Source organism: Aquimarina penaris (assembly GCF_040786285.1).
Classification (GTDB): Bacteria; Bacteroidota; Bacteroidia; order Flavobacteriales; family Flavobacteriaceae; genus Aquimarina.
In genome coordinates this window covers 17,598-38,232 of record NZ_JBFMKQ010000003.1, presented here as the reverse complement: position 1 = coordinate 38,232, position 20,635 = coordinate 17,598, and the positions used below count along the sequence as shown (strand labels likewise).

The 20,635-nt window shown below is 34.1% G+C and carries 17 protein-coding genes; 7 read left to right on the top strand and 10 right to left on the bottom strand.

Annotation, left to right across the window (positions count from 1 at the left end):
• Positions 1 to 98 precede the first annotated feature (98 nt).
• The 3 genes from ABW637_RS13975 (at position 99) to ABW637_RS13965 (ending at position 3,718) form a co-directional block, all read left to right on the top strand.
• Complete coding sequence (locus ABW637_RS13975) at positions 99 to 1,520, top strand: amidohydrolase family protein (protein WP_367585335.1); 1,422 nt, start codon at positions 99 to 101, stop codon at positions 1,518 to 1,520.
• A 122-nt stretch (positions 1,521 to 1,642) separates the two neighbouring features.
• Complete coding sequence (locus ABW637_RS13970) at positions 1,643 to 1,795, top strand: hypothetical protein (RefSeq protein ID WP_367585334.1); 153 nt, start codon at positions 1,643 to 1,645, stop codon at positions 1,793 to 1,795.
• A gap of 75 nt (positions 1,796 to 1,870) precedes the next feature.
• Entirely contained in the window at positions 1,871 to 3,718 is a 1,848-nt protein-coding gene (locus ABW637_RS13965; RefSeq protein ID WP_367585333.1) for a PLP-dependent aminotransferase family protein, read from the top strand.
• Positions 3,719 to 3,966: 248 nt separating this feature from the next.
• On the opposite strand, the gene ABW637_RS13960 is transcribed toward ABW637_RS13965, so the two are convergent.
• From ABW637_RS13960 to ABW637_RS13935, 6 genes are all read right to left on the bottom strand, one after another.
• The gene (locus ABW637_RS13960) at positions 3,967 to 5,271 is read right to left on the bottom strand and encodes a hypothetical protein (protein WP_367585332.1); all 1,305 of its coding nucleotides are present in this window, start codon (positions 5,269 to 5,271) and stop codon (positions 3,967 to 3,969) included.
• A 256-nt stretch (positions 5,272 to 5,527) separates the two neighbouring features.
• Entirely contained in the window at positions 5,528 to 6,061 is a 534-nt protein-coding gene (locus ABW637_RS13955) for an FKBP-type peptidyl-prolyl cis-trans isomerase (RefSeq protein WP_367585331.1), read from the bottom strand.
• 466 nt (positions 6,062 to 6,527) lie between these two features.
• A complete protein-coding gene (locus ABW637_RS13950) occupies positions 6,528 to 7,016 on the bottom strand; it encodes a hypothetical protein (RefSeq protein ID WP_367585330.1) in 489 nt (162 codons plus the stop codon).
• A gap of 1,266 nt (positions 7,017 to 8,282) precedes the next feature.
• Positions 8,283 to 8,951 (bottom strand): response regulator, encoded by a 669-nt coding sequence (locus ABW637_RS13945; RefSeq protein ID WP_367585329.1) that lies wholly within the window; start codon positions 8,949 to 8,951, stop codon positions 8,283 to 8,285.
• A gap of 16 nt (positions 8,952 to 8,967) precedes the next feature.
• The gene (locus tag ABW637_RS13940; protein WP_367585328.1) at positions 8,968 to 10,923 is read right to left on the bottom strand and encodes an ATP-binding protein; all 1,956 of its coding nucleotides are present in this window, start codon (positions 10,921 to 10,923) and stop codon (positions 8,968 to 8,970) included.
• Between the two features lie 88 nt (positions 10,924 to 11,011).
• A complete protein-coding gene (locus tag ABW637_RS13935) occupies positions 11,012 to 11,176 on the bottom strand; it encodes a hypothetical protein (RefSeq protein WP_367585327.1) in 165 nt (54 codons plus the stop codon).
• 341 nt (positions 11,177 to 11,517) lie between these two features.
• On the opposite strand from ABW637_RS13935, the gene ABW637_RS13930 reads away from it, so the two are divergent.
• Complete coding sequence (locus tag ABW637_RS13930; RefSeq protein ID WP_367585326.1) at positions 11,518 to 12,066, top strand: hypothetical protein; 549 nt, start codon at positions 11,518 to 11,520, stop codon at positions 12,064 to 12,066.
• Between the two features lie 243 nt (positions 12,067 to 12,309).
• On the opposite strand, the gene ABW637_RS13925 is transcribed toward ABW637_RS13930, so the two are convergent.
• The 3 genes from ABW637_RS13925 to ABW637_RS13915 form a co-directional block, all read right to left on the bottom strand.
• Complete coding sequence (locus tag ABW637_RS13925) at positions 12,310 to 15,483, bottom strand: cytochrome c biogenesis protein (protein WP_367585325.1); 3,174 nt, start codon at positions 15,481 to 15,483, stop codon at positions 12,310 to 12,312.
• Positions 15,484 to 15,598: 115 nt separating this feature from the next.
• Complete coding sequence (locus ABW637_RS13920) at positions 15,599 to 15,880, bottom strand: hypothetical protein (protein ID WP_367585324.1); 282 nt, start codon at positions 15,878 to 15,880, stop codon at positions 15,599 to 15,601.
• Between the two features lie 115 nt (positions 15,881 to 15,995).
• Positions 15,996 to 17,324: a hypothetical protein gene (locus ABW637_RS13915; RefSeq protein ID WP_367585323.1), complete on the bottom strand. Its 1,329-nt coding sequence runs from the start codon at positions 17,322 to 17,324 to the stop codon at positions 15,996 to 15,998.
• A 199-nt stretch (positions 17,325 to 17,523) separates the two neighbouring features.
• Here ABW637_RS13915 and ABW637_RS13910 point away from each other — a divergent pair, with 199 nt between their 5' ends.
• From ABW637_RS13910 to ABW637_RS13900, 3 genes are all read left to right on the top strand, one after another.
• Positions 17,524 to 18,288 (top strand): Rossmann-like and DUF2520 domain-containing protein, encoded by a 765-nt coding sequence (locus tag ABW637_RS13910; protein ID WP_367585322.1) that lies wholly within the window; start codon positions 17,524 to 17,526, stop codon positions 18,286 to 18,288.
• Positions 18,272 to 18,796, top strand: coding sequence for a KdsC family phosphatase (locus ABW637_RS13905; protein ID WP_367585321.1), 525 nt, complete (start codon positions 18,272 to 18,274; stop codon positions 18,794 to 18,796). The genes ABW637_RS13910 and ABW637_RS13905 overlap by 17 nt, the downstream gene beginning before the upstream one ends.
• A gap of 120 nt (positions 18,797 to 18,916) precedes the next feature.
• A complete protein-coding gene (locus ABW637_RS13900) occupies positions 18,917 to 19,489 on the top strand; it encodes a non-canonical purine NTP diphosphatase (RefSeq protein ID WP_367585320.1) in 573 nt (190 codons plus the stop codon).
• On the opposite strand, the gene ABW637_RS13895 is transcribed toward ABW637_RS13900, so the two are convergent.
• The gene (locus ABW637_RS13895; protein WP_367585319.1) at positions 19,486 to 20,118 is read right to left on the bottom strand and encodes a CPBP family intramembrane glutamic endopeptidase; all 633 of its coding nucleotides are present in this window, start codon (positions 20,116 to 20,118) and stop codon (positions 19,486 to 19,488) included. The genes ABW637_RS13900 and ABW637_RS13895 overlap by 4 nt on opposite strands.
• Positions 20,119 to 20,635: the final 517 nt, after the last annotated feature.

Genomic DNA, 20,635 nt, shown 5'->3' with positions numbered 1-20,635 from the left:
AAGGGCGAATGCACAACAATTTGCTATATTGCACATGTTCCTTTTGGGAAGCAAACGTAACGTATAAGAGTAAAATATTATCACTAACAGTATATAAAATGAAAATTAAACTTGCACTATGTATTACAGCATTGTTACTAACGAATATGGTCGTTGCACAGAAATTCTCTAAAGAGGTAACATCATTTGTTTCAATAGATACATCTGTGGTTGCAATTACCAACATTACTTTAATTGATGGAACCGGAAAGGATATAAAAAGAGAACAAACTATATTAATCAATAATGGGCGTATACAAGATATAGGAAGTGCAGAATCTGTAAAGCTACCCGAAAATGCCTTAGTTATTGATGGTTCTGGGAAGACAATAATACCCGGGTTAGTGATGTTGCACGAACATCTCTTCTACCCCAAGCCTTTTGAGAATTGGTTTAGTGTCGGGCAAATGCCTTTTACGTTTCCCAGATTATATCTGGCAGGCGGAGTAACCACCATGAGAACTGCCGGTAGTATACAACCCGAAACAGATTTAAATATTAAAAAATGGATTAACGAAGGTAAAATGACCGGCCCCAAAATGGATGTCACCGGCCCCTTTATAGAACGCGAAGGATATGAAATTCCGGAACTTGGTTTCATAAAAGGCACCGATGAAGTAGCAAAGGTGGTAAATTACTGGGCCGATAGAGGGGTTACCTCTTTTAAAGTCTATAATCATATAACCAAAGAGGATCTTCGTATTTGTGTCACTGAAGCACATAAACGTGGATTAAAAGTAACAGGACATCTATGTTCTTTAACCCATCGCGAGGCTTCCGATATTGGTATCGACAATTTAGAACATGGATTTATGGTTTCGAGTGATTTTATAGCAAACAAAGAAGAAAATCTGTGCGATCCTATTGAAGCTCGTAAGGCGCTGGGACTAGCATCAGAAGATGATCCTAAGATCGAATCCCTTATAGATCTTCTTATAAAAAACAAAACTGCAATAACCACAACACCGGTAGTTTTCGAACCATTTACTGATCACGAGGTAGTTCCCGGTGGAGGTCTTGAAGCTTTGGCGCCACAATTCCAGGAGAAAGTAAAAGCCACATACGATAGATTCGTAAATAAAGATGAAAAGAGCATTGCACTGTTTACTAAAAATATGAAGTGGCTTAAGAGGTTTAACGATAAAGGTGGATTGCTTATAGCGGGAACAGACCCAACAGGAGCCGGAAGAACCGTTGCAGGATATGCAAATCAACGTACTATTGAAATTTTAGTCGAATCGGGATTTAAAATTGAAGAAACTATAAAAATATGTACTTTAAATGGTGCCACTTTTTTAGATAGACAAAAAGAAATAGGAACGATCGAAAAAGGCAAAAAGGCAGATATAATTCTTATAAATGGAGATCTCACGAATAATATAAAAGAAATTCGAAAAATGGAGATCGTTTTTAAAGATGGTGTTGGATTTGATTCGAAGAAATTATTTGAATCTGTTAAAGGTAAAGTTGGATTGAACTAAAAGAATTAAAATGATCAAGAACTTCTGGATCATTTTAATTTTTCTTATGGGTCTGCAACACCAATACTGCCATATTAACGCTACTAGTCGAAGAAATTAATGGTCTTACTTTAAATAATTTCATGGAACAGAAAATATGGAGAAAGATTGGATCAGAATATACCGGTCTTATGGTGAAAAAGGCTAATGGGACAGGTATTTGTTACATTCAATCCTTATTAAACCTGGCAAGCAGGAAGCATACTCATTTTAGTTTAACATTGTACACATTTTGACTGAAAATCGAATTATGAATATGCAAAAAAAGCCTAAATACTGTATATTTGTCGGCTTATCAAAAGGTGAACATCATGCAAGACAATAAAATGCTGACTTATATTAACGATGTCTTAGAAAACATGCCAACTGACTGGTTGAATCTAACCACCCATCGACTCGATATTTATGATGAAAAATTGGCCAAAACTCAATTTTTAGAACAGTTCGAAATCCTGTTTGAGGATAATAATTCTCAATCATCATCACTAAGCGAGTTACCTACAGCATTCGATTATATTAGATTAGGGCATCCATTATCTAGTGTACTAGAATGGGTAATTGCTAAGATGCATAATCTAGAGGGAGAAAATGTAATCAGTTTTTCGTCAATGACAATTCCCGTTTTGGCAGTGCTAAGAAAAAACTTATTAGTAAGTAAAAACACGCAAATCATTTATACGGGTGAATTACCTGATGTTTTTGATGCCGAAATACTACAACGCGTTTATGGCTATTCATTTGAGGTAAAGAAAGTAGCACAAGCATCAACCATTCCTGAGTTCAATGGTAGCACCATTTTCATTTCGCAAACAGATGATATTTGCAATTTTGACCTCATCACAAATGTTGACTTTTTAATCAATATTAATACTCGCCTGGGAAGTATTTTATTAGTAAATGGCGAACGAAATAAAAGTTATATTTCAGAAATTCAGCATGTAAGAAGAAGAGAAACCATTGCAATGACACCCGCCAATACCTTAATTGCCTTAAAACATTTATTGGGGAAGTCTTCTCTTGATTATGCGATCGGTAATGTTGAGACAAACAAAAAACATGTCTTAGATTCAATAAGGAAGATTACGGGTACAGATATAGAGGCTTTAGTGGGTTCTAGTGGACTATCTATGCAATATGCGATTGTAATGGGACTAGTTCATGATGCTCTCGAAAAACATAAAGGAAAAGATATCAAAATTGTTGTTCCTCCAAATTGTTATGGTGGGACCAATGACCAGGCAAGACGAGTAGCCGCTTGTATTGACAATATTGAAGTAATGGATTTACCTGTTGATGGTGGTAAAAATATGGTTCAAAGTATTGATATTGTTTTAGACAAAATTGCAAAGGAAGATGCTGTTCCCTACATAATCGCAGAAATCCCGACAAACCCTAGAGTCGAAGTTCCGGATCTTATACAATTAAAAGATGTTTTAAGTAAAGAACGTCACACTGCGACTGGTGAAATTGCTATCGATCCCGTTTTTATTTTAGATCAAACATTTTGTCCTAATGTACACTTTCTAGGTGAAGATGAAATACTCGCTACAGTTAAAACCATTGCCTATGTTAGTGGATCAAAATTTCCGAGTGGCGGTCAATGTACTGCCGGATACTGTGTAGCCAACAAAAAATCTGAAGCTTTGATAGACAACATAAAATTGCATCTAAGACTTTGTGATAATGAGGCTACAGATCTTCAAATGGAAATATTGGCAAAACAATTACCTTCAATGAATCAAAGAATTCATGATGCCTATAAAAATGCGCGCGAATTTGTAAACTTTATCAATACTACTTTACCAGAGGCAAAAATCAATTTTGTTTCAGAAGCATTGGCAGAACAAGGATTTACCCCATCTGTGTTTTCATTAGACCTTCCGACTAAGGGAAATACTGAAGAAGAAAAAGAATCCTATAAACGGGCCTTAAATCTTAAATTAATCAATCTAATGATTCATGAAATCCCTAATGAAAGTAAGTTCTGTGTGAGCTATGGGCAGTTAAAGGGATGTTATTGGACTATACCTGCAACATCTACTCAAGGAACAACTAAAGAAGGCGACAAAGATTATATTGTACGTGTAGCCCTTTCTCCTAATTTGGATTTTAAACTTCACAAAAAAGTCTTTTTAGATTTTGTTGAAAATATTGGATAATGACCGAGGTGGTGAGAGCCTCTCCGCCTTTTCTCATAGCTAACCCCGTGGCTGGCGCAAGTTTGCAACTTGTGCCTCCTCTATCACATGTAATAAAAATACAAAAGCTATGATACTAACGATACCATAGCTTTGTTTTACTTATTCTGTATTCTCATCTCCGGGCAATACTTGGCGGTACCAGAAACATCTGGTGTTAACGGGGGTGTTCACGCTGGCTTGGGTATTCTACAGGTAAAAACAAATACTCAATTTTTAGATATAAGAAGCTTCAAAGGGCTATCAAGGCTTTCAAAATAAAAAGCATCAAAAACAAATCTTGACAGCAAGGTGAGTACAATATCTATTTTGTCTATTTCAAATTTTTGTATGCCATAGATATAATCCTTTTCTTTCTCAATAAACCCCAGTGATTTTAATACTGTAAAATTACAATCTAAAAATCTTTCATTTCCATCACATTGCAATACTAATACCAGCTCATTCTTGTTTATAGAAATATTTAAAGTAGTGCTATATTTTTCTTTAAGTATCAGTCGTATGTTTTGAATTTTACAATTTAAAAGTTCAATAATTGCATTCTTTAGTTGATTAGACATTGAAGTTTGCTTAATTTTTTCTTCTTTAAATCGTTGAATTTTTTTCTCATAGACCTCAATATAATTGAGTAAAGAATCTTTCAGGTAATCTACTGTGTCCTCAGATTTGAGCCTTTGTTTTGTTCTCTCTAAAATTTGTTCGTTCCATATAATTTCTGGGTGATTTTTGTTTTTGATTGTGCTTAACGCATTAAACTTTTTATTAGTCTTAGCATAAGAATCAGCCAAGTAATGAGCTACTAAATAATTTTTATCTTCTAATGCAACATTTAATTCGTTAGAAATATTGGTTCTATGCCTATTAAGCTCATCGATGAGAAGATTAAGCTTTGGTTCAAAAAAAACATCTGATTCTCCTTTAGTAATGGGCTGTTTTTTTGGGATAAATTCATCGAGTTTTATAAAACTATTACTTAAAGAAAAACCGTAAATCAACAAATAGTTGATTCCAATTTCTTTTATAGGGAAAAGCCAAGTTTTCTTTCTTCCATAAGTAGCTATCATAAAATGGGTTCCCAATATTTTTTGAATATGTAGGTCAATAGATTGACTTACATTTAAATTGCTTAAGTCAAATATCTGATCTCTCATGTTACCCGGTGCATCCTTAGCATACATTATGTATTGTTTTTTTATGGCTTCTTCTATAGGTAAATTAATAATTGTGGGGTGTAATCTTACAAAATGGGTCTCAGTGTTTTTTCCGTTATAGGTGTGTTTTTCCTTTAACAGATTATCACTAATAAGTTCATAGTCTATCCTATAAGTATCATTTGTGATCATCTGTCTATTTTTAGTATCAATCTTTAAGGGGAATGAAGATTTTTCTTCATCAAAATGATAGATTTTTATACTATTCTCAGTAATCTCTTCAAAAAATACACTGGGGGTGATCATGGTACCATTGCCAACTACCATCACCCATTTTCCGATTGGATCTTGATTATTTGTCATGATACAAAGATTATGAAATCCATTTTTAATACATTTATTTCTTTTATACCTTCTACTGGCGCACATTTGCACCTTGTGTCTCATGCATCTATATTAGGCAGCCCTAACAAAACTCCATCACTTTGTTTTATCTATTCTGTTTTCTCATCTCCAGCCAATCCTTAGCGGCACCAGTAACATTCTGGTACTAACAGAGGTTTTAAATCTGTCGATTTAGATTAAAAAAGAACTTACCATCAGGTCTGCACCTATAATCTTAAGGCTTTACGACAATATTTAATTCTACCTCGAACATTAAATTCGTTTCAGCAGAAATATAATTATCGCCATAGGATTGGCCATATTTTCCATAACACAAGTAAGCAGGAACCAGCATCGTTAGTATAGAACCTTCATTAACCAAAAATAATCCTTCTTTAAACCCTTCTATCAAATAATCAAAACGTACTACCTGTCCGTATGGATTGTTTTCTCGATTAGATTCACCTAAGAGTTCTTCCGTTTCCAGGTTAGTTGTTTTAAAATGAAAGATTACCTGATCCCCTTCTTCAGGAGTTAATCCATCTCCTTGTTGATCTATACGATAAAATAATCCAGATTCGGTTTTTATCATTCCTGTAATGTCGTTGTCTATAATGTAATCTTCAATCCTTACAATCTCGGCATCTTTTTCTTCTTGTGTATATTCAAAACTAATAGGTGGTATTATTGGTACTGAATTGTCATCATCAGATTTGCAAGAAAAAGTTAGAGCAATCATACTCAATACTACAATGGTTTTTTTAATCATGTTGTTTGTTTTTGTGTGTTATATATTTGGTTAAATAATTAAATTGATTACAATACTAAAACATCCCAGTTTCATTTTTCGGGACTGGGAAAATTATTTTTGATTTACGAATTACAAATGTTATAAAGCTATTTGCTGAAGCGTTACAGGTAGTTTTGTTGCGTGCATCTGGTCCAGATAATTTTGTTTTTTAATAGTCTAATGATGTAATGAGGCAATAATCAAATGAGTTAGTACTCCAACCATCTGATAATCTAAGTGTCTTTGCAACAAAGCTGGCGCAAGTTTGTAACTTGTGCGGCTATCCCATTCTATAAAAGCACAAAAGCTACGATACTAACGATACCATAGCTTTGTTTTATTTATTCTGTATTCTCATCTCCAGCCAATCTTTGACGGCACCAGAAACATTCTGGCGCTAGCAGGAGAGCCATCCGGAATCTAACCGTTTTCAATTGTAAGTTTTTTATTGCTCTTGTTTAACATAGTATGGTATAAAATATGCCGGATCATCGCTTCCTTTACGAAAATATAAGAGCGAAATTATCTTAGAGTTGTTTAACAAAATATAAGATTCTATCTTATTATCTACACTTACAATAAAGATATTTTTTCTTTCTTTCCTTTCAAATAACCATAAATCTTTCATGGAACTATTATTATAATTTTCTACTTTAAAACGAGTGTCTTTTTTTAGTAGATGTTTTTTTTCAGTTCTCAAATATGTGATATATTGTTTAAACATTTCGTTTGCTTCATCTTTTGATTTAATCTTTGAACCTTTATATCTATATTTATTTGATATTAACTCCAAAGGTTTATCATTGATAAAAACGTCTTCAAAAAACGATTTTACAAAATCTTGTTTTTCTGTTTTATTATCCTGACAATAAGTAAATAATGAACAAATTAAAAAAAATGGCACAGCTAATTTTAGCTTATTCTTTTTATACATAATATAACGGTTTATAGTTAACATCCTCCTTTTTTGGTAGGAGCATTACCTCCTTCTTTATCAATAATTATTTTCCCCTAGGAGTTATTTCTCTAATATCTTCTCCCAAATCAGCAGGGGAAAGATAAATATTATAGATCAACCTTTTTCGATATTTATCCCTATTTAAACAACTATCAACTAAGTAATACTTGGATTAGTTATATATTTCAATTACTATATAAGAATTAGAAAAACCACCAAAAAGACAGATGAACTAATCCACCCTAAAGTTTAATTGATACAGGATATAGGCAATGAACTGATTTTTGTAATGTTGTGGGTAGGCTTCCATTTTTTTGTTTTTTGTTGGGTCAAAAATAGCAGGACAGATAGGTGGTTTGCAAGGGAAGTATGTCGTGATTTATAAAATTAGAGGGGTCAATTTATATATTACGACTATGAAAAACAAGCGTTAATTCCTAAAAATCAAGGTGTTATAAAAAAATAGCCTGTTACACATATTATTATGTTATTATTTCTGTAAAAGTTAGGTACTGTATGATGTCATTAAGAGTGGAGTGAAGCAATCTGCTCACTAGAAAAAAAGATTACTTCGTCGTACCTCCTCGTAATGACAATATTACCTGTCATTGCGAGTGAAGCGAAGCAATCTGTTCACCAGAAAAAAGATTACTTCGTCGCGCACTCCTCGTAATGACAACACAACTCGTCATTACGAGTGTAGCGAAGTAATCTGCTTACTATAAAAAAAGATTACTTCGTCGCGCACTCCTCGTAATGACAACACAACTCGTCATTGCGAGTGTAGCGAAGCAATCTGCTCACCAGAAAAAAGATTACTTCGTCGCGCACTCCTCGTAATGACAATATTACCTGTCATTGCGAGTGAAGCGAAGCAATCTGCTCACCAGAAAAAAGATTACTTCGTCGCGCACTCCTCGTAATGACAATATTACCTGTCATTGCGAGTGAAGCGAAGTAATCTGCTTACTATAAAAAAGATTACTTCGTCGCGCACTCCTCGTAATGACAACACAACTCGTCATTACGAGTGTAGCGAAGTAATCTGCTTACTATAAAAAAGATTACTTCGTCGCGCACTCCTCGTAATGACGTTACTATTTGTCATTGCGAGTGTAACGAAGTAATCTGTCTTTGCATGATATAAAAAAACCGAGACATCATCTCGGTTTTTTATATTGATCATTATTCAGACCTGCACTTATCGGCTCGCCAAAGTTGTATAAATGCAAGAACGTATCGTTACAAAAGTCCTAAATCCTTAGTCATAGCTACTAGGTGGATCGAATTTTTGGCTTTAAAATTATATTTTAGTTTCGTAAGACGTTTTTCTATCGAACTTACACTGTGTGGTGAGATGCGATTTTTCTTAAAATACTCTCCTATTTGCTCCTGGGTAAGTCCGTCTGATAAATATTTTAACAACAAAATATCATAATCCTTTAGCTCAAAAACGTTATTCTTACTCATAGCATTTTCTAACTGCGGAGAGAGATAGGTATTCCCCCTGTAGACCTCGGTAACCGATTGTACCAATTCGTTTAATCCTTTGCGGCCCTTGCACACATAGCCATTGATATGCTGATCGGTAAAAAATGATTTTACTTTACCGGGTCTGTCTTCCATCGAGTATACAATAATCTTTATATCGGGCTGTAAGGCTCTAACCGCTTCGATAAGCTCTACTCCCGAACTCATTTCGCGTTCTCTATGGCTTTCTTTAAAAGAAAGGTCTGTAATCATAAGATCAAAAGGCTTTTTGTCTTTATACGCTCTTCTAAACCTAAGATATCCTTCATCACAATATTGTGCCTGCTGGATGTTATCTACTCCTGTTCTTTCATAAAGGATATTTGCAATCCCGTGATTAATACTCCCAAGGTCCTCTGTGATTAAAATTTTCTTGAACATATACTTTTCATTTTACTTAACTCGGAAAATTTATCTTGGCTTTAAAGCCTTTTCCTTTTTCTGAGTCAAAGATAAATGATCCACCAATTGTTTTTATACGGTTTTCCGCATTCTGGAGTCCATTACTATAAATTATGTCTTTTTTAACAACTCCCACCCCATTATCGGCATAGCTAATTTCTATGTTTTTTCCTCTTTTTTTGAAGGTAATGGCGACAAGATTAGCCTGGCTATGTTTTTTCATATTAATCATCAACTCTTGTATAACGCGGTGTATAACGATCTTTTTTTCAGGTTTAATGACTCGCCAATTAATATCATCGATGTCTTTGATAATAATTTTTGTATCATACGAACTATAGCTACTTAACATACCTCCAAGTTCTTGCGCATAATTTTCTCCGGTATCAAAACTGCTATTTTCTCGAGAAATATCTCGTGTTCTGCTATAAATATCTTCGAGTTTATCTAGTACCTCATGGTCATTTGTTTTATTCTGGATCGTATTCATCACATGATACACGTCGTTAGCCAGCTCATCATGAATTTTTTTAGAAATACGGGTTTCGGCATTAAAAACATCGCGTATTTTTTCTCTTTTATGCCGTTGTTGTAGTAGATAAAAGATCAATCCACCTGCTAACAAAAGGATAATGGTACCAAAAAGGTAGATAATTTTTTGTCGATCTTTTTTAGCTGTTTCTGCTTTTAGGATTAAATTTTCGTTGGTGAGTTTATTATTTTCATATTTAGTCACCGCATAGATCTCTCGGTTACTTTGGTTGATCTCGCTAAGCTTAAGATAAATATCATTAAACACCTTAGCTTCTTCATTAGTATTATCTTTAAGCTGAAATACAAATCCTAAGGATTCCAAAATCAATGCTAAATTTCGTTGCTCTTTTGCATTTTTATAAGTAGCTTCAGCATATTGTAAAGCCTTTGTTTTATCTTTTTCAAAATAATACTTGGTTAAATAAATATTACTTGCTATTAGCCCTTCAGTATTACTTATTTCTGTACTAATTTTTAATGAATTAAGTAATATACCTTCAGAATCCTTGTTTTCCTTATTTTGAAGCCATTTTACAAACCCAAGATTACCCAATACTCTCGCATATTCTTGTTTATTTTTTTTAATTACAGAATCTGACAATAACATTGAGAAAATCATAATTGCCTCTTTATAATTCTTTAGGTCAGCTAATATATTGGCCTTTGTGTTTTTAAAAATCAAAATATTTTTATCGCCTATTTTATTTCGAGAGATACTATCTTTATTCAGAGTTAATACAAGTTTATTATACCTAAAAGCTTCTTTATAATTTTTCTGTTGCCGATGAGCTACAGAAATAATATGATATAAGCCGGCAAGACTAAGTAAGTCCGAAGAATTCTCTATGTACCTTAGTCCATCAATTGCCGTGGTTTTACTTCCAGAATAATCTCCTAACATGTCCTGAATATTTGCCATCTGAAGTAGACTTCTACCTGCCCTAATGGTGTCTTTTAGTATTCTCGATATTCTAAAATCTTCATTATAATATTGAAAAGCGTTAGCCAATTGATTATTTTTTTTATAATAAAACTCTAGCTTCTTTAACGCCTTTCTAATATAAACAGTATCCTTATTTAATCTTGCAATATCATATAACCGATGAGTATATACAATGGCACTATCTAATTGTTTAGCTTTACCTAGCAACCAGGTTTTTTGCAATAACCCTTTATAAACTAAAGAATCCTGTTGGTATGATACTGCCGCATCTAAAAAGGAAGAAATATAATACAATCGTTCCGTTAAATATAAAGAGTCTTTATTACTTAAAGCGTAGTATTTAGCAATACTATCTAATGAATGCTGTGAAGGATTTATTTTTGCCTGTTCTTGACTAAAACCCGAAAATATATTATATAAAAATATTACCCCTAGTATAACATAAAAAGAGGAATTGAAGTGCCAAAGTTTCATTCCCCAAAATTACTAAATTAAATCTGGTCTGTATATTTTAGTTTTTATTATACAGACCAGATTTAATTATTACATGATTTTATATCATTTAATTTCCTCCTCCAGAATCTTCACCATTTGTATCAACATGACCATCTCCTGTAGCAACTTCTTCAATAGCCGGAGCTTCGTTATCGGCAATACTATCTGCGGTACAGGCAGTAAAACTGGTGGTCATAAATAGGGCGATGAGTATATAAAATATCGTTTTCATAATTTTTACTTTTTTCGGATTTAACAAAGGGGTTACCGTCCGGAAATTTTTTCCAGATATTTTGGTATTCAGTAACCGTTAGGTAATAGGGAGTACTCCTTTGATTTTCGGAAAGTTGAAATCGTAAACAGTAGGTGTTGGCTACTTTCCTAATTTGGCCAATTATTACTGCATTACGGATTTCCGTAAAAACCGGGTCGATACATTTGCTATGTTAGCAATACGTAATCGGAACTAGTTACTCTGTGAATTTATGGAGACTTTGCACATCGGTCTATAAACGATTCCAAAGATTCCAAAGATTCCGCAGAAGGCCTTAAGATTCCAGTAATTTATTAGCTATGAACCAAAAAACAAGTGTATCGTACAAGAATGAAATTCTTGAAAAATACAAAAGGGAAAAAGGTGGAGAAATGAGCAGTTATTTGCTCGAACCGACACGAAAACAGATTAAAGAAGCCTGTATTTGGCTTTTAAACCGAAGAAAAGACAAGTATGATGAAGGTATTTTAAACCGCTTTTTTAAGTTTAAAGAAGGAGAAAATAAATTATATGCGATCGAGCGGGTTAAGGGAGACAAATTTAAACCTATCGTAAATTTTTTAACAGGGGAAACAAAATCAACAACACCGGCCAATTTAGAATTAATTAGTTGGCTTATCGATTTTAACCCACGACCGCTATGTGTTTATTTAAAATCAGATAACGAAAGTAATGAAGAAATTAAACCAGAAATCATCGATAAAAACCATTATCCGATCTATGCCAAAAAAGAAGTTGAATTGCCCGATATACCAGAGACTAAGGTGATCCATAGAAATGATAAGAGTATTACAATTATTTCTCAAATCAATCCAACGCTTAAAATAACGACTATAGTTTCGTTATAACTATGGAATACATTAAAAAGTAAATAAGGGATCACAATATATGTTGAAGACAATATATTTAGGGGCTACTGTATAAAATAAAGAAATCAATATGAAAATTTGAATATGGTATAAAGAACATCTATTTACTATGCCTGAATGTACCCTAAATTATATGCATTAGAGCATACCCAGTTTTCTACGTCCACATCGTCAAATAGTACCCCGGTTTGTAGTAAAAACTTACCTATATACGAACAAGTATTAAGAAGCTACTTCTTTCTTTTTCTTTTTATAATGTATATTATTTCTCCAATACGAGAGTGCGCCAAGTACTGCTAAAACCGCAATCGAATAAAACACCGCATTAGGGGTAACTACTTTATCTCCGCTCGCATAAGAATGCAATCCTTTTAGATAAAAATTCACTCCAAAATAGGTCATCAATACGCTATAAATGGCAATTATCGAAGACAAATTAAACCACCATCGACCTCGTAACCCTGGCACCAGTCGCATATGAATTACAAAAGCATACACCATAATACTTATTAAAGCCCAGGTTTCTTTGGGATCCCAGCCCCAATAACGACCCCAACTCTCATTAGCCCACATACCTCCTAAGAAATTTCCTATGGTTAGCATGACCAACCCGATAGTTAGTGCCATTTCGTTAATGATAGTGATTTCTTTAATATTAAGATCCATTCGTTTCTTATTGGATGCAGTGGTTAGGATCATCAATACCAGAGAAAGAACTCCCAGAATTGCACCTACAAAAAATGGCCCATAACTCCCTACAATGATCGACACATGAATTAATACCCAATATGAGTCTAATACAGGTTGTAAGTTTGCTATGGCAGGGTCTGTCCAGTTTTGATGTGCAAAAAACAAGATGATTGCCGCTACAAAAGTAGTAGCCGCTATGGTTAGGTTACTTCTCTTACCAAAAGCCAATCCTATGGCCAGTGTCATCCAGGCAACATAAATCATAGACTCATATGCATCGCTCCAAGGTGCATGCCCAGACACATACCATCGTATAATTAATCCAGCGGTATGCAAAATAAACAGTAAGACCACAACACCAATGGTTCCGTTAATTAAACCTCTGATGACCTTAGATTCTTTAAAAATTCTAATAATCACAAAAATCATTAACAACAACCCAATTAATCCATAGTATCTATATAAGGTTCTAAAGATGTCATATTTGTTTAATGCAATTTCGGCTTTGATCTTTTTATCTGTTGGTACTACTTCGCTTCCAAATTTTTTCTGGAAACTCTTCATGCTTTCAACATATTGATCAGGCTTACTATAATCACCTGTTTGTCTTGCTTGATGAAGCGATTGCTTATAGATCTGAATAATCTGCCTGGTATATACAGAATCCATTCCCGTAAACTTGTATTCGTTTAATTCTGGCGGAGAAACCCACTTATTACCTTCATCTCCCGGTACAGGAAAAACCTTAAGTATACCTCCACCCAAAGCTTGATTAAGCAGGTAGAATTTCTCATGTGTTTTTAGAAAGTCTTTTTCGAAACTACTTGGCGTATTTGTACTACTGGCACGTTCTAAATAAGGAGTTAACTTATAGGTACCATCGGGTTCTACAAGATCGATAAGCGACACACGTCGTTCTGATTTAGGAACTCCTAATATTTTTCGAATACTGTCATTTTCTCTTTGTAATTCTATAATCGGAACACTATACCAGATAAATGGATTTTCTACCATCGATACAAATACCTGATCTGCATTTAGGCCTTCGTAGGTATCTTTCTTGCTTAGTTTACGAAGTAATTCTGAAGAGAATGTATTTACGGGCTTCATTCTTCCTCGTTCATCCTGAATCACTATACTCCCGAATTTTGCCGCATGCTCTACAGGTACTACATTCGCTTTAATTACAGAATCCAGCTGTGCTTTACTAGGTAATGTTTGTGCATGATTGGTATGATCTGCAACATCTTGTGCAAAAGAAAATGTAGAAACAACCAATGCTAATACTACAGTTAAGGCCTTCTTTTTTGATTTCACTTTATCAAGCATGACCTCTAAATCGGTAAATCGTGATCCTTTGGTAAAAAGAATTAACATCAATCCTAAATATAACAACATATAACCCGCATAGGTAATCCAGGTTCCCCATCGGTCATGATTTACAGATAATACGGTGCCTTTTTCATCAGGATCAAAAGATGCTTGAAAAAATCGATACCCTTTGTGGTCCAAAACATGATTCATATAAATATCATAAGGGCGCGAAGAATTGCCTTCTACAATATCCACTTTACTTTTAAAAGATTTATAAACGTTCTTTGTTCCCGGATACTTTTCGGCGATAAAATCATTTAGTTTTAAAGCAAAAGGTAGCTCTAATTGTTTCGATCCATAGGTAAAGTACATATCCAATCCTCCTAAAGAAAATTTTGACATATCGTTATTATATCCTTTACCACCAAGTAACTTAACTTCTTTCGTTTCACCATTGGTCGATACCTCTAAAATTAAAGCATCTTCTTGCCCTTTATCCTTATTTTCGATAGGTACAACATCATATTTACCCGTCATTACCGGATCAGGAATCACAAATTGCATCCCCGCGGTTTGATATAGAGATCGCAGCATCAAAGGTTGTACGCTATCTTTAAACACCAATCCTTGTTTTTGATCAGCCATTCGTAAATAAGACCCTTCAAAAGGAGAGGTTATAAAATACTCATCATTGGTATAGGTAATATTGATTGCTCCTTGGGTGGGTTTATTAAACGCTATTAAAATATTGTGGATATTAGAAACTTCTCCTTCTTCGAGAAAATGATCATGACGATTACCATCACCAGCCTCTACTATTTTTAGATAATTTTTCCCATCTTGGGTAGCAACTAATCCCATCTCTGCTCCCTGGATAAATTTTTTGTATTGAATGGTAACCGGTTGTTTATTATAATCGGTATCTATTGAGAAATCATTATCGGTAGCTTCTGCCAATTCTAATGCTTTAGAAATAATTCGTCTACGAGGTTCCCCATCGATTTCACCATCTAAGAATAGGGTGAGGTATGTTTTTTCTGAAAGAAAAGTAGATGTAGTTTCTCCTTCACGAATAGGCATTACCCCTTCATAACTTATATAACGGGTTACAAAAGCACCAATGATGATTAATATAAACGATAAATGAAGCAATAATGTCGCCCATTTTTCTTTTTTGTACAGTTGAAATCTAAAAATGTTTCCGCTAAAATTAATAGCAAAAAATACCATAATAACTTCGAACCACCACGTATTATATATCCATATTCTGGCTGCTGTAGTACCGTATGCATCTTCTAAAAAAGTACCTACTCCCATAGAAATTGCAAAGACAATAAATAAAACTGCCATTAATCGTGTAGAAAACAAAATGCTTTTTAGCGTATCCTGCATAATAACCTTTCTTTTTTAGCTCGGCAAATTTAATGTTTTTAGCAGGATAAAGTATAATTATCGGCTTTTGATTTGCAGGTTTTAACAGAAGTGTTAATAACACGCGCAAGAAGTGTTATTTCTTTCTCTCCCTACAAAAACAATTCATCCTATACATATCATCAATTTTATCTCCTTTTGGAGGAAATCCAAGGTACGTTAAGCAGTTTTCTGTAGTAGAAATATCATTCGACCCGGTAAAATTAAATCGTATAGCAGAATCACGTACAGAAATATCGATATAAGAAATACTTCGTATTTGAGAAAGTTCATTTTTTATGATTTCTGCACAATGATCACAATAAAGATTATGTATAGCAATGTTCGCTCTTTTTATTTCTTTTTGTATACAATTCATCGTTAATTCTTTTTAACCTAAGGTTGACATATGCTAAAGCACAAACCCTTGATTTTCCCTTCTCTATACGAGAAGGTGCTCTTCTAGTTTTTAATAATACACCTGTTACAAAATGTTATAAAGCCTTAAGATATTGAACTAAATCATCTTGTTCCTGATCGGTTAACGCTAAACTAAAATGATCATTATAATGTTCGATTACACTATTCAAAGTGGCAAATCGTCCGTCATGAAAAAAGCCATTCTTTTCTTTTACAAATAACCCACGTAAAGGGGGAGTTCTGTATTTTCCTGTAGGCGATCTATTGGCTTCAAAGTCATCAATCCCTATTTCTTCCGGAAGATGTAATACATTATCGGCAAATGCAGCTCCAGAATGACAAGAAACACAATTTGCTTTACCTTCAAAAATAGATTTTCCTCGTATTGCTGCGATTTTATCAAAACTATTTTCATCGGGTTGTGGTGCCAATAATGACAATTGATATTCTCTTAAGCCTTCTAATTTTGAGTCTACCATATCATCGACAACCATAACATCAAAAGCTCCTCTGGCAACAGCAATTGGAAATTGGGTTTCATTATTCAATCTTGGATCCGAGAAATTTCCTTGCCCACCCATTTCGAGGATCGACACAAATCTATTCCAATAGGTAATATCTCCCCATCCGGTATATGTAGCAAGGTCAATTCCTTGTAAGCCATATGCAGGAGGAATTAAATTTGCGGCGATTGACCCATCAGGACGTGTGGCTTTTCCATCCAAAAGTAAACCGGCCGGAAACCTTCCTTTTCCCCATCCATTGAGTACACTATTAAGCGTAGCTACATCAACTCCCAAAAGGTCTGCTAGAGGCATGTTTTTGGTAAGTGCAATGATCGCTCCAACATTTAGCTCGCTATTAGGCCATCCATCAAGTCTTTTCCCGATACCGGGAGCAAAAGAATCATCTACTGTAGAATGGCATAATGCGCATGCAATACCCATTGAAGTTAAGTTTCCTGCTGGGTCAAAGTTTCCTTTTACTCCGACAACGGCATTCAAACTTAGCAGAGCGATTGTAGTTGCGGGATCATCCAAATCTATTTCTCCAGCGGTTATGGCATCAACAATATTTTGAGGCAATGCTTCTGCATCAACTTTAAGTCCTACTCCTAATGCCGCATTTGGGCTTAATCCAGATCCGAAACCACCATTTGCCTCGCCCAGTACCGCCTTATCTAATTGTAGTGTGCCACTCCAAAAAGCTTCGTCACCAAAAGTATCAAACCTAAATGTTTCTTTGCCTTCCTCTACCAAAGTTGGATTTAAATCCAACTCAATGGGCGGCGGTATTACTAGTTCTGTAGGTATCGGAATCAAATCATCATCATCCTTACATTGAAAAAAAGTCATGCTAATACTAAGTAATACAACAACAGGTATTATGTTTTTGAGTTTCATGATGTTATTTTTTTTTGTGTGTTATGATAAACCATCTTTTAGGATATAGTTACTATTGATTGTATTGAAGTAATTCATTCTTTTGATGATAAACATTAGATAAAAACTCTAAAAAAAGGTTACAAAATTTTGTATGTATTTGAGAAAAAGAAAAATTGTATTGTTCATTTTTTAAAGGGAACTTCCTTATTTTAGCCATATGATTAGAGTTGTAATTCTTGGCGCCGGAAATGTTGCTCAGCATTTGTATACTGCCTTTAGTAATCAAGCATCTATTGAAATTATACAGTGCTATAACCGTAAAGGTTTGAAACTACATCCTGATCAAAAGAAAAGCTCAATTATAACTAGTCTTAAAGAGCTTGACATAGCCGATGTGTACTTATTGGCCGTAAGTGATGATGCCATTGCAGAAATTTCTTCAAAATTTCCTCTTAAAAACCAACTTGTAGTGCATACATCGGGCAGTGTTCCTATGGCTGCGATCGATGACTCAAACCGCAAAGGCGTGTTGTATCCCTTACAAACATTTAGTAAGGATAAAACTATTGATTTTAGTGCAGTGCCTTTTTGTTTAGAAGCTGAAAAAGAACAAGATTTAGAGCTTTTAAAAAAGTTAGGATCTGTATTATCACAAAAGCTTTATGAGATCTCATCAGAACAACGCAATGCATTACATGTAGCGGCCGTAATGGTCAATAATTTTACGAATTATTTATTCTCTATTGGTCATGACATCTGTAAAGAAAATAATATCCCGTTTGAGATTTTACATCCATTAATTAAAGAAACAGCGGGTAAAATCACAACAATGGATCCTGATCTGGCACAAACAGGGCCTGCAATACGAAACGATGGGAACACTATTGATCGTCATTTAAATTTTTTATCTGATACAACACAAAAAGAAATATATCAAACCCTCACGAAAGCTATACAATCTAAATATGGAAAAAAGTTATAAAGAATATCTACAACATATTACAACATTTATTTTTGATGTAGATGGGGTATTAACCGACGGGACAGTTTTTGTTAACACCGATGGAGAGCTGCTAAGAACCATGAACATTAAAGACGGTTATGCGCTTAAAACAGCCGTGCAACAAGGGTTTAATGTTTGTATTATTTCTGGCGGAAAAAATGAAGGTGTTAGACAACGATTAAAAAACCTGGGAATACCAGATATTTACTTAGGTGCCCATCACAAAGTAGAGCAGCTAAATGAATATTTTGCTGGTAAAAATATTAAAGCCGAAAATGTACTTTATATGGGGGATGACATTCCCGACATGCCAGTAATGCAAATTATAGGCTTACCTACATGCCCGCAAGATGCCGTAGCAGAAATTAAAGAAATCTCTAAATACATTTCATATAAAAAAGGCGGAAAAGGGTGTGTAAGAGATGTTATCGAACAAGTACTTAAGGTGCAAGGAAAATGGATTACCAGTTTTGATGCTGAGGCCTAGTATCATTGTTGGAAGTTGGAAGTTGGAAGTTGGAAGTTGGAAGTTGGAAGTTGGAAGTTAGAAGTTAGAAGTTAGAAGTTAGAAGTTAGAAGTTAGAAAACAAACATTAATTATTCATCGATGAAAATTGTATTTGCAACCAATAATCGTAACAAGTTAAAAGAGGTACAAGCATTAGTTCCTTCGGGAATACAATTATTGAGTCTTGCCGATATTGGATGTAAAGAAGATATCCCTGAAACCTCGCCCACTATAGAAGGTAATGCTAAACAAAAAGCAGAATATGTCAAGAAAAACTATGGCTACGACTGCTTTGCCGATGATACCGGACTTGAGGTTAAAGCGCTTAATGGAGCTCCTGGTGTATACTCGGCTAGATATGCAGGACCACAGAAAGATGCCAATGCCAATATGGATAAACTTTTAAACGAATTAGACGGAAAAGAAAATCGTGAGACTCAATTTAAAACTGTAATTGCTTTGGTAATTAAGGATACGTTAAAAACATTTACCGGGATTTGTGAAGGTATAATTACCGAAGAAAAAAAGGGCGAAGGTGGTTTTGGATATGACCCTATTTTTTTACCCAATGGATATTCTGAGACATTTGCAGAACTTCCTTTATCAGAAAAAAACAAAATCAGTCATCGAGGGAAAGCGGTACAACAATTAATTGAATTTTTAAATCATTAATCTACCCCGGGAAAAGCTAGCATCTCCCCCATACCCACTGTAAATAGCCAATTACCATAAATCGCATGTTCTACAGAGACCAAAGTTGTAGATTTTGTTTTTTGATAGGTGTAGGCAAATAGCAATCCTCCTATAAAAGTTAATAACTGCACTAAGAAGCTTTTAAGAAAAAGATGCGCTAAAGAAAAAAGAACTGCGTTTACGAAAATAAACAACCATTTATTCGTAATCAATTTTTCATAGCGCTCGTAAAAAAATGTTCTATAAATGATCTCTTGCGGCCAAACAGATAAAAAAGTATAAATAAATAAGATCATGATCCATAATTCTGGTCTTTTAATCAATACAGAAAAAAGTTTATCAGGAGCAACAAAAAAAACGTATAGTCCGGTTATGACCACTATAATTGCCAATTTGATCATCAACTCTTTCCAAAAAGGTTTCCAATACTCTTTATTAGGAAATTTTAATTTTAGTAAACCCATCCGTTTAAGAAGTAACAAAATATACACAAAACCTATTACCGTGAATATAATTTTAAAAAGGATAGGATAGTTAAGTAAGAAACTTACCGGAAGTAAAATAAAAAGAAAGAATAATTCTAAGCCCTTGTATAGGTTAGTCTGCATACCTTGATTTTTAGCTAATTTCAGTATAAAAAATGAAATCATTGCCATTAAAATCATGATTATGATCAAAAATGAGGTAATTTGTATTCTCTTGTTGGGTTATAGCGCTATACCCTTGATTAAATAGGATTTTTATTTACTAAAAAACAAAAAAACCTCGGAAATCCGAGGTTTATAAGTTTAGGGGTAAGCATAAGTTGGGGTATCAAATTGCATGGGGGCAAAAAAAGTTTAAAAACAATTCCAATTTTTTTCTTACTTTTTTAATACACTTCAAAAGTAAAATACTTACTCATATATTTCTTATAAGCAAGCACACAAAAACATGGTTTTGTCGATAAAATACCAATATTATCGATTATGTGTATTTTTATCCAACTTCATGATAAATAAAGATCATATATCTAAATACAAAAAGCCCCGGATATCCGGGGCTTTAAAGTTTTGGGGTAACTTAATTTTGAGGGGGATCATTTTTGTCATGGGACAAAAAAATCAAAAAACAATCAATCAATCA

Bases quoted from the DNA above. Each gene is read 5' to 3' on its own strand.
- ABW637_RS13965 (WP_367585333.1), top strand. From the start codon at position 1,871: ATGCAAGACAATAAAATGCTGACTTATATTAACGATGTCTTAGAAAAC.
- ABW637_RS13905 (WP_367585321.1), top strand. From the start codon at position 18,272: ATGGAAAAAAGTTATAAAGAATATCTACAACATATTACAACATTTATT.
- ABW637_RS13935 (WP_367585327.1), bottom strand. From the start codon at position 11,176: ATGAAAACGATATTTTATATACTCATCGCCCTATTTATGACCACCAGT.
- ABW637_RS13940 (WP_367585328.1), bottom strand. From the start codon at position 10,923: ATGAAACTTTGGCACTTCAATTCCTCTTTTTATGTTATACTAGGGGTA.
- ABW637_RS13925 (WP_367585325.1), bottom strand. From the start codon at position 15,483: ATGCAGGATACGCTAAAAAGCATTTTGTTTTCTACACGATTAATGGCA.
- ABW637_RS13975 (WP_367585335.1), top strand. From the start codon at position 99: ATGAAAATTAAACTTGCACTATGTATTACAGCATTGTTACTAACGAAT.
- ABW637_RS13895 (WP_367585319.1), bottom strand. From the start codon at position 20,118: ATGCAGACTAACCTATACAAGGGCTTAGAATTATTCTTTCTTTTTATT.
- ABW637_RS13900 (WP_367585320.1), top strand. From the start codon at position 18,917: ATGAAAATTGTATTTGCAACCAATAATCGTAACAAGTTAAAAGAGGTA.
- ABW637_RS13915 (WP_367585323.1), bottom strand. From the start codon at position 17,324: ATGAAACTCAAAAACATAATACCTGTTGTTGTATTACTTAGTATTAGC.
- ABW637_RS13920 (WP_367585324.1), bottom strand. From the start codon at position 15,880: ATGAATTGTATACAAAAAGAAATAAAAAGAGCGAACATTGCTATACAT.
- ABW637_RS13930 (WP_367585326.1), top strand. From the start codon at position 11,518: ATGAACCAAAAAACAAGTGTATCGTACAAGAATGAAATTCTTGAAAAA.
- ABW637_RS13960 (WP_367585332.1), bottom strand. From the start codon at position 5,271: ATGACAAATAATCAAGATCCAATCGGAAAATGGGTGATGGTAGTTGGC.
- ABW637_RS13950 (WP_367585330.1), bottom strand. From the start codon at position 7,016: ATGTATAAAAAGAATAAGCTAAAATTAGCTGTGCCATTTTTTTTAATT.
- ABW637_RS13945 (WP_367585329.1), bottom strand. From the start codon at position 8,951: ATGTTCAAGAAAATTTTAATCACAGAGGACCTTGGGAGTATTAATCAC.
- ABW637_RS13970 (WP_367585334.1), top strand. From the start codon at position 1,643: ATGGAACAGAAAATATGGAGAAAGATTGGATCAGAATATACCGGTCTT.
- ABW637_RS13910 (WP_367585322.1), top strand. From the start codon at position 17,524: ATGATTAGAGTTGTAATTCTTGGCGCCGGAAATGTTGCTCAGCATTTG.
- ABW637_RS13955 (WP_367585331.1), bottom strand. From the start codon at position 6,061: ATGATTAAAAAAACCATTGTAGTATTGAGTATGATTGCTCTAACTTTT.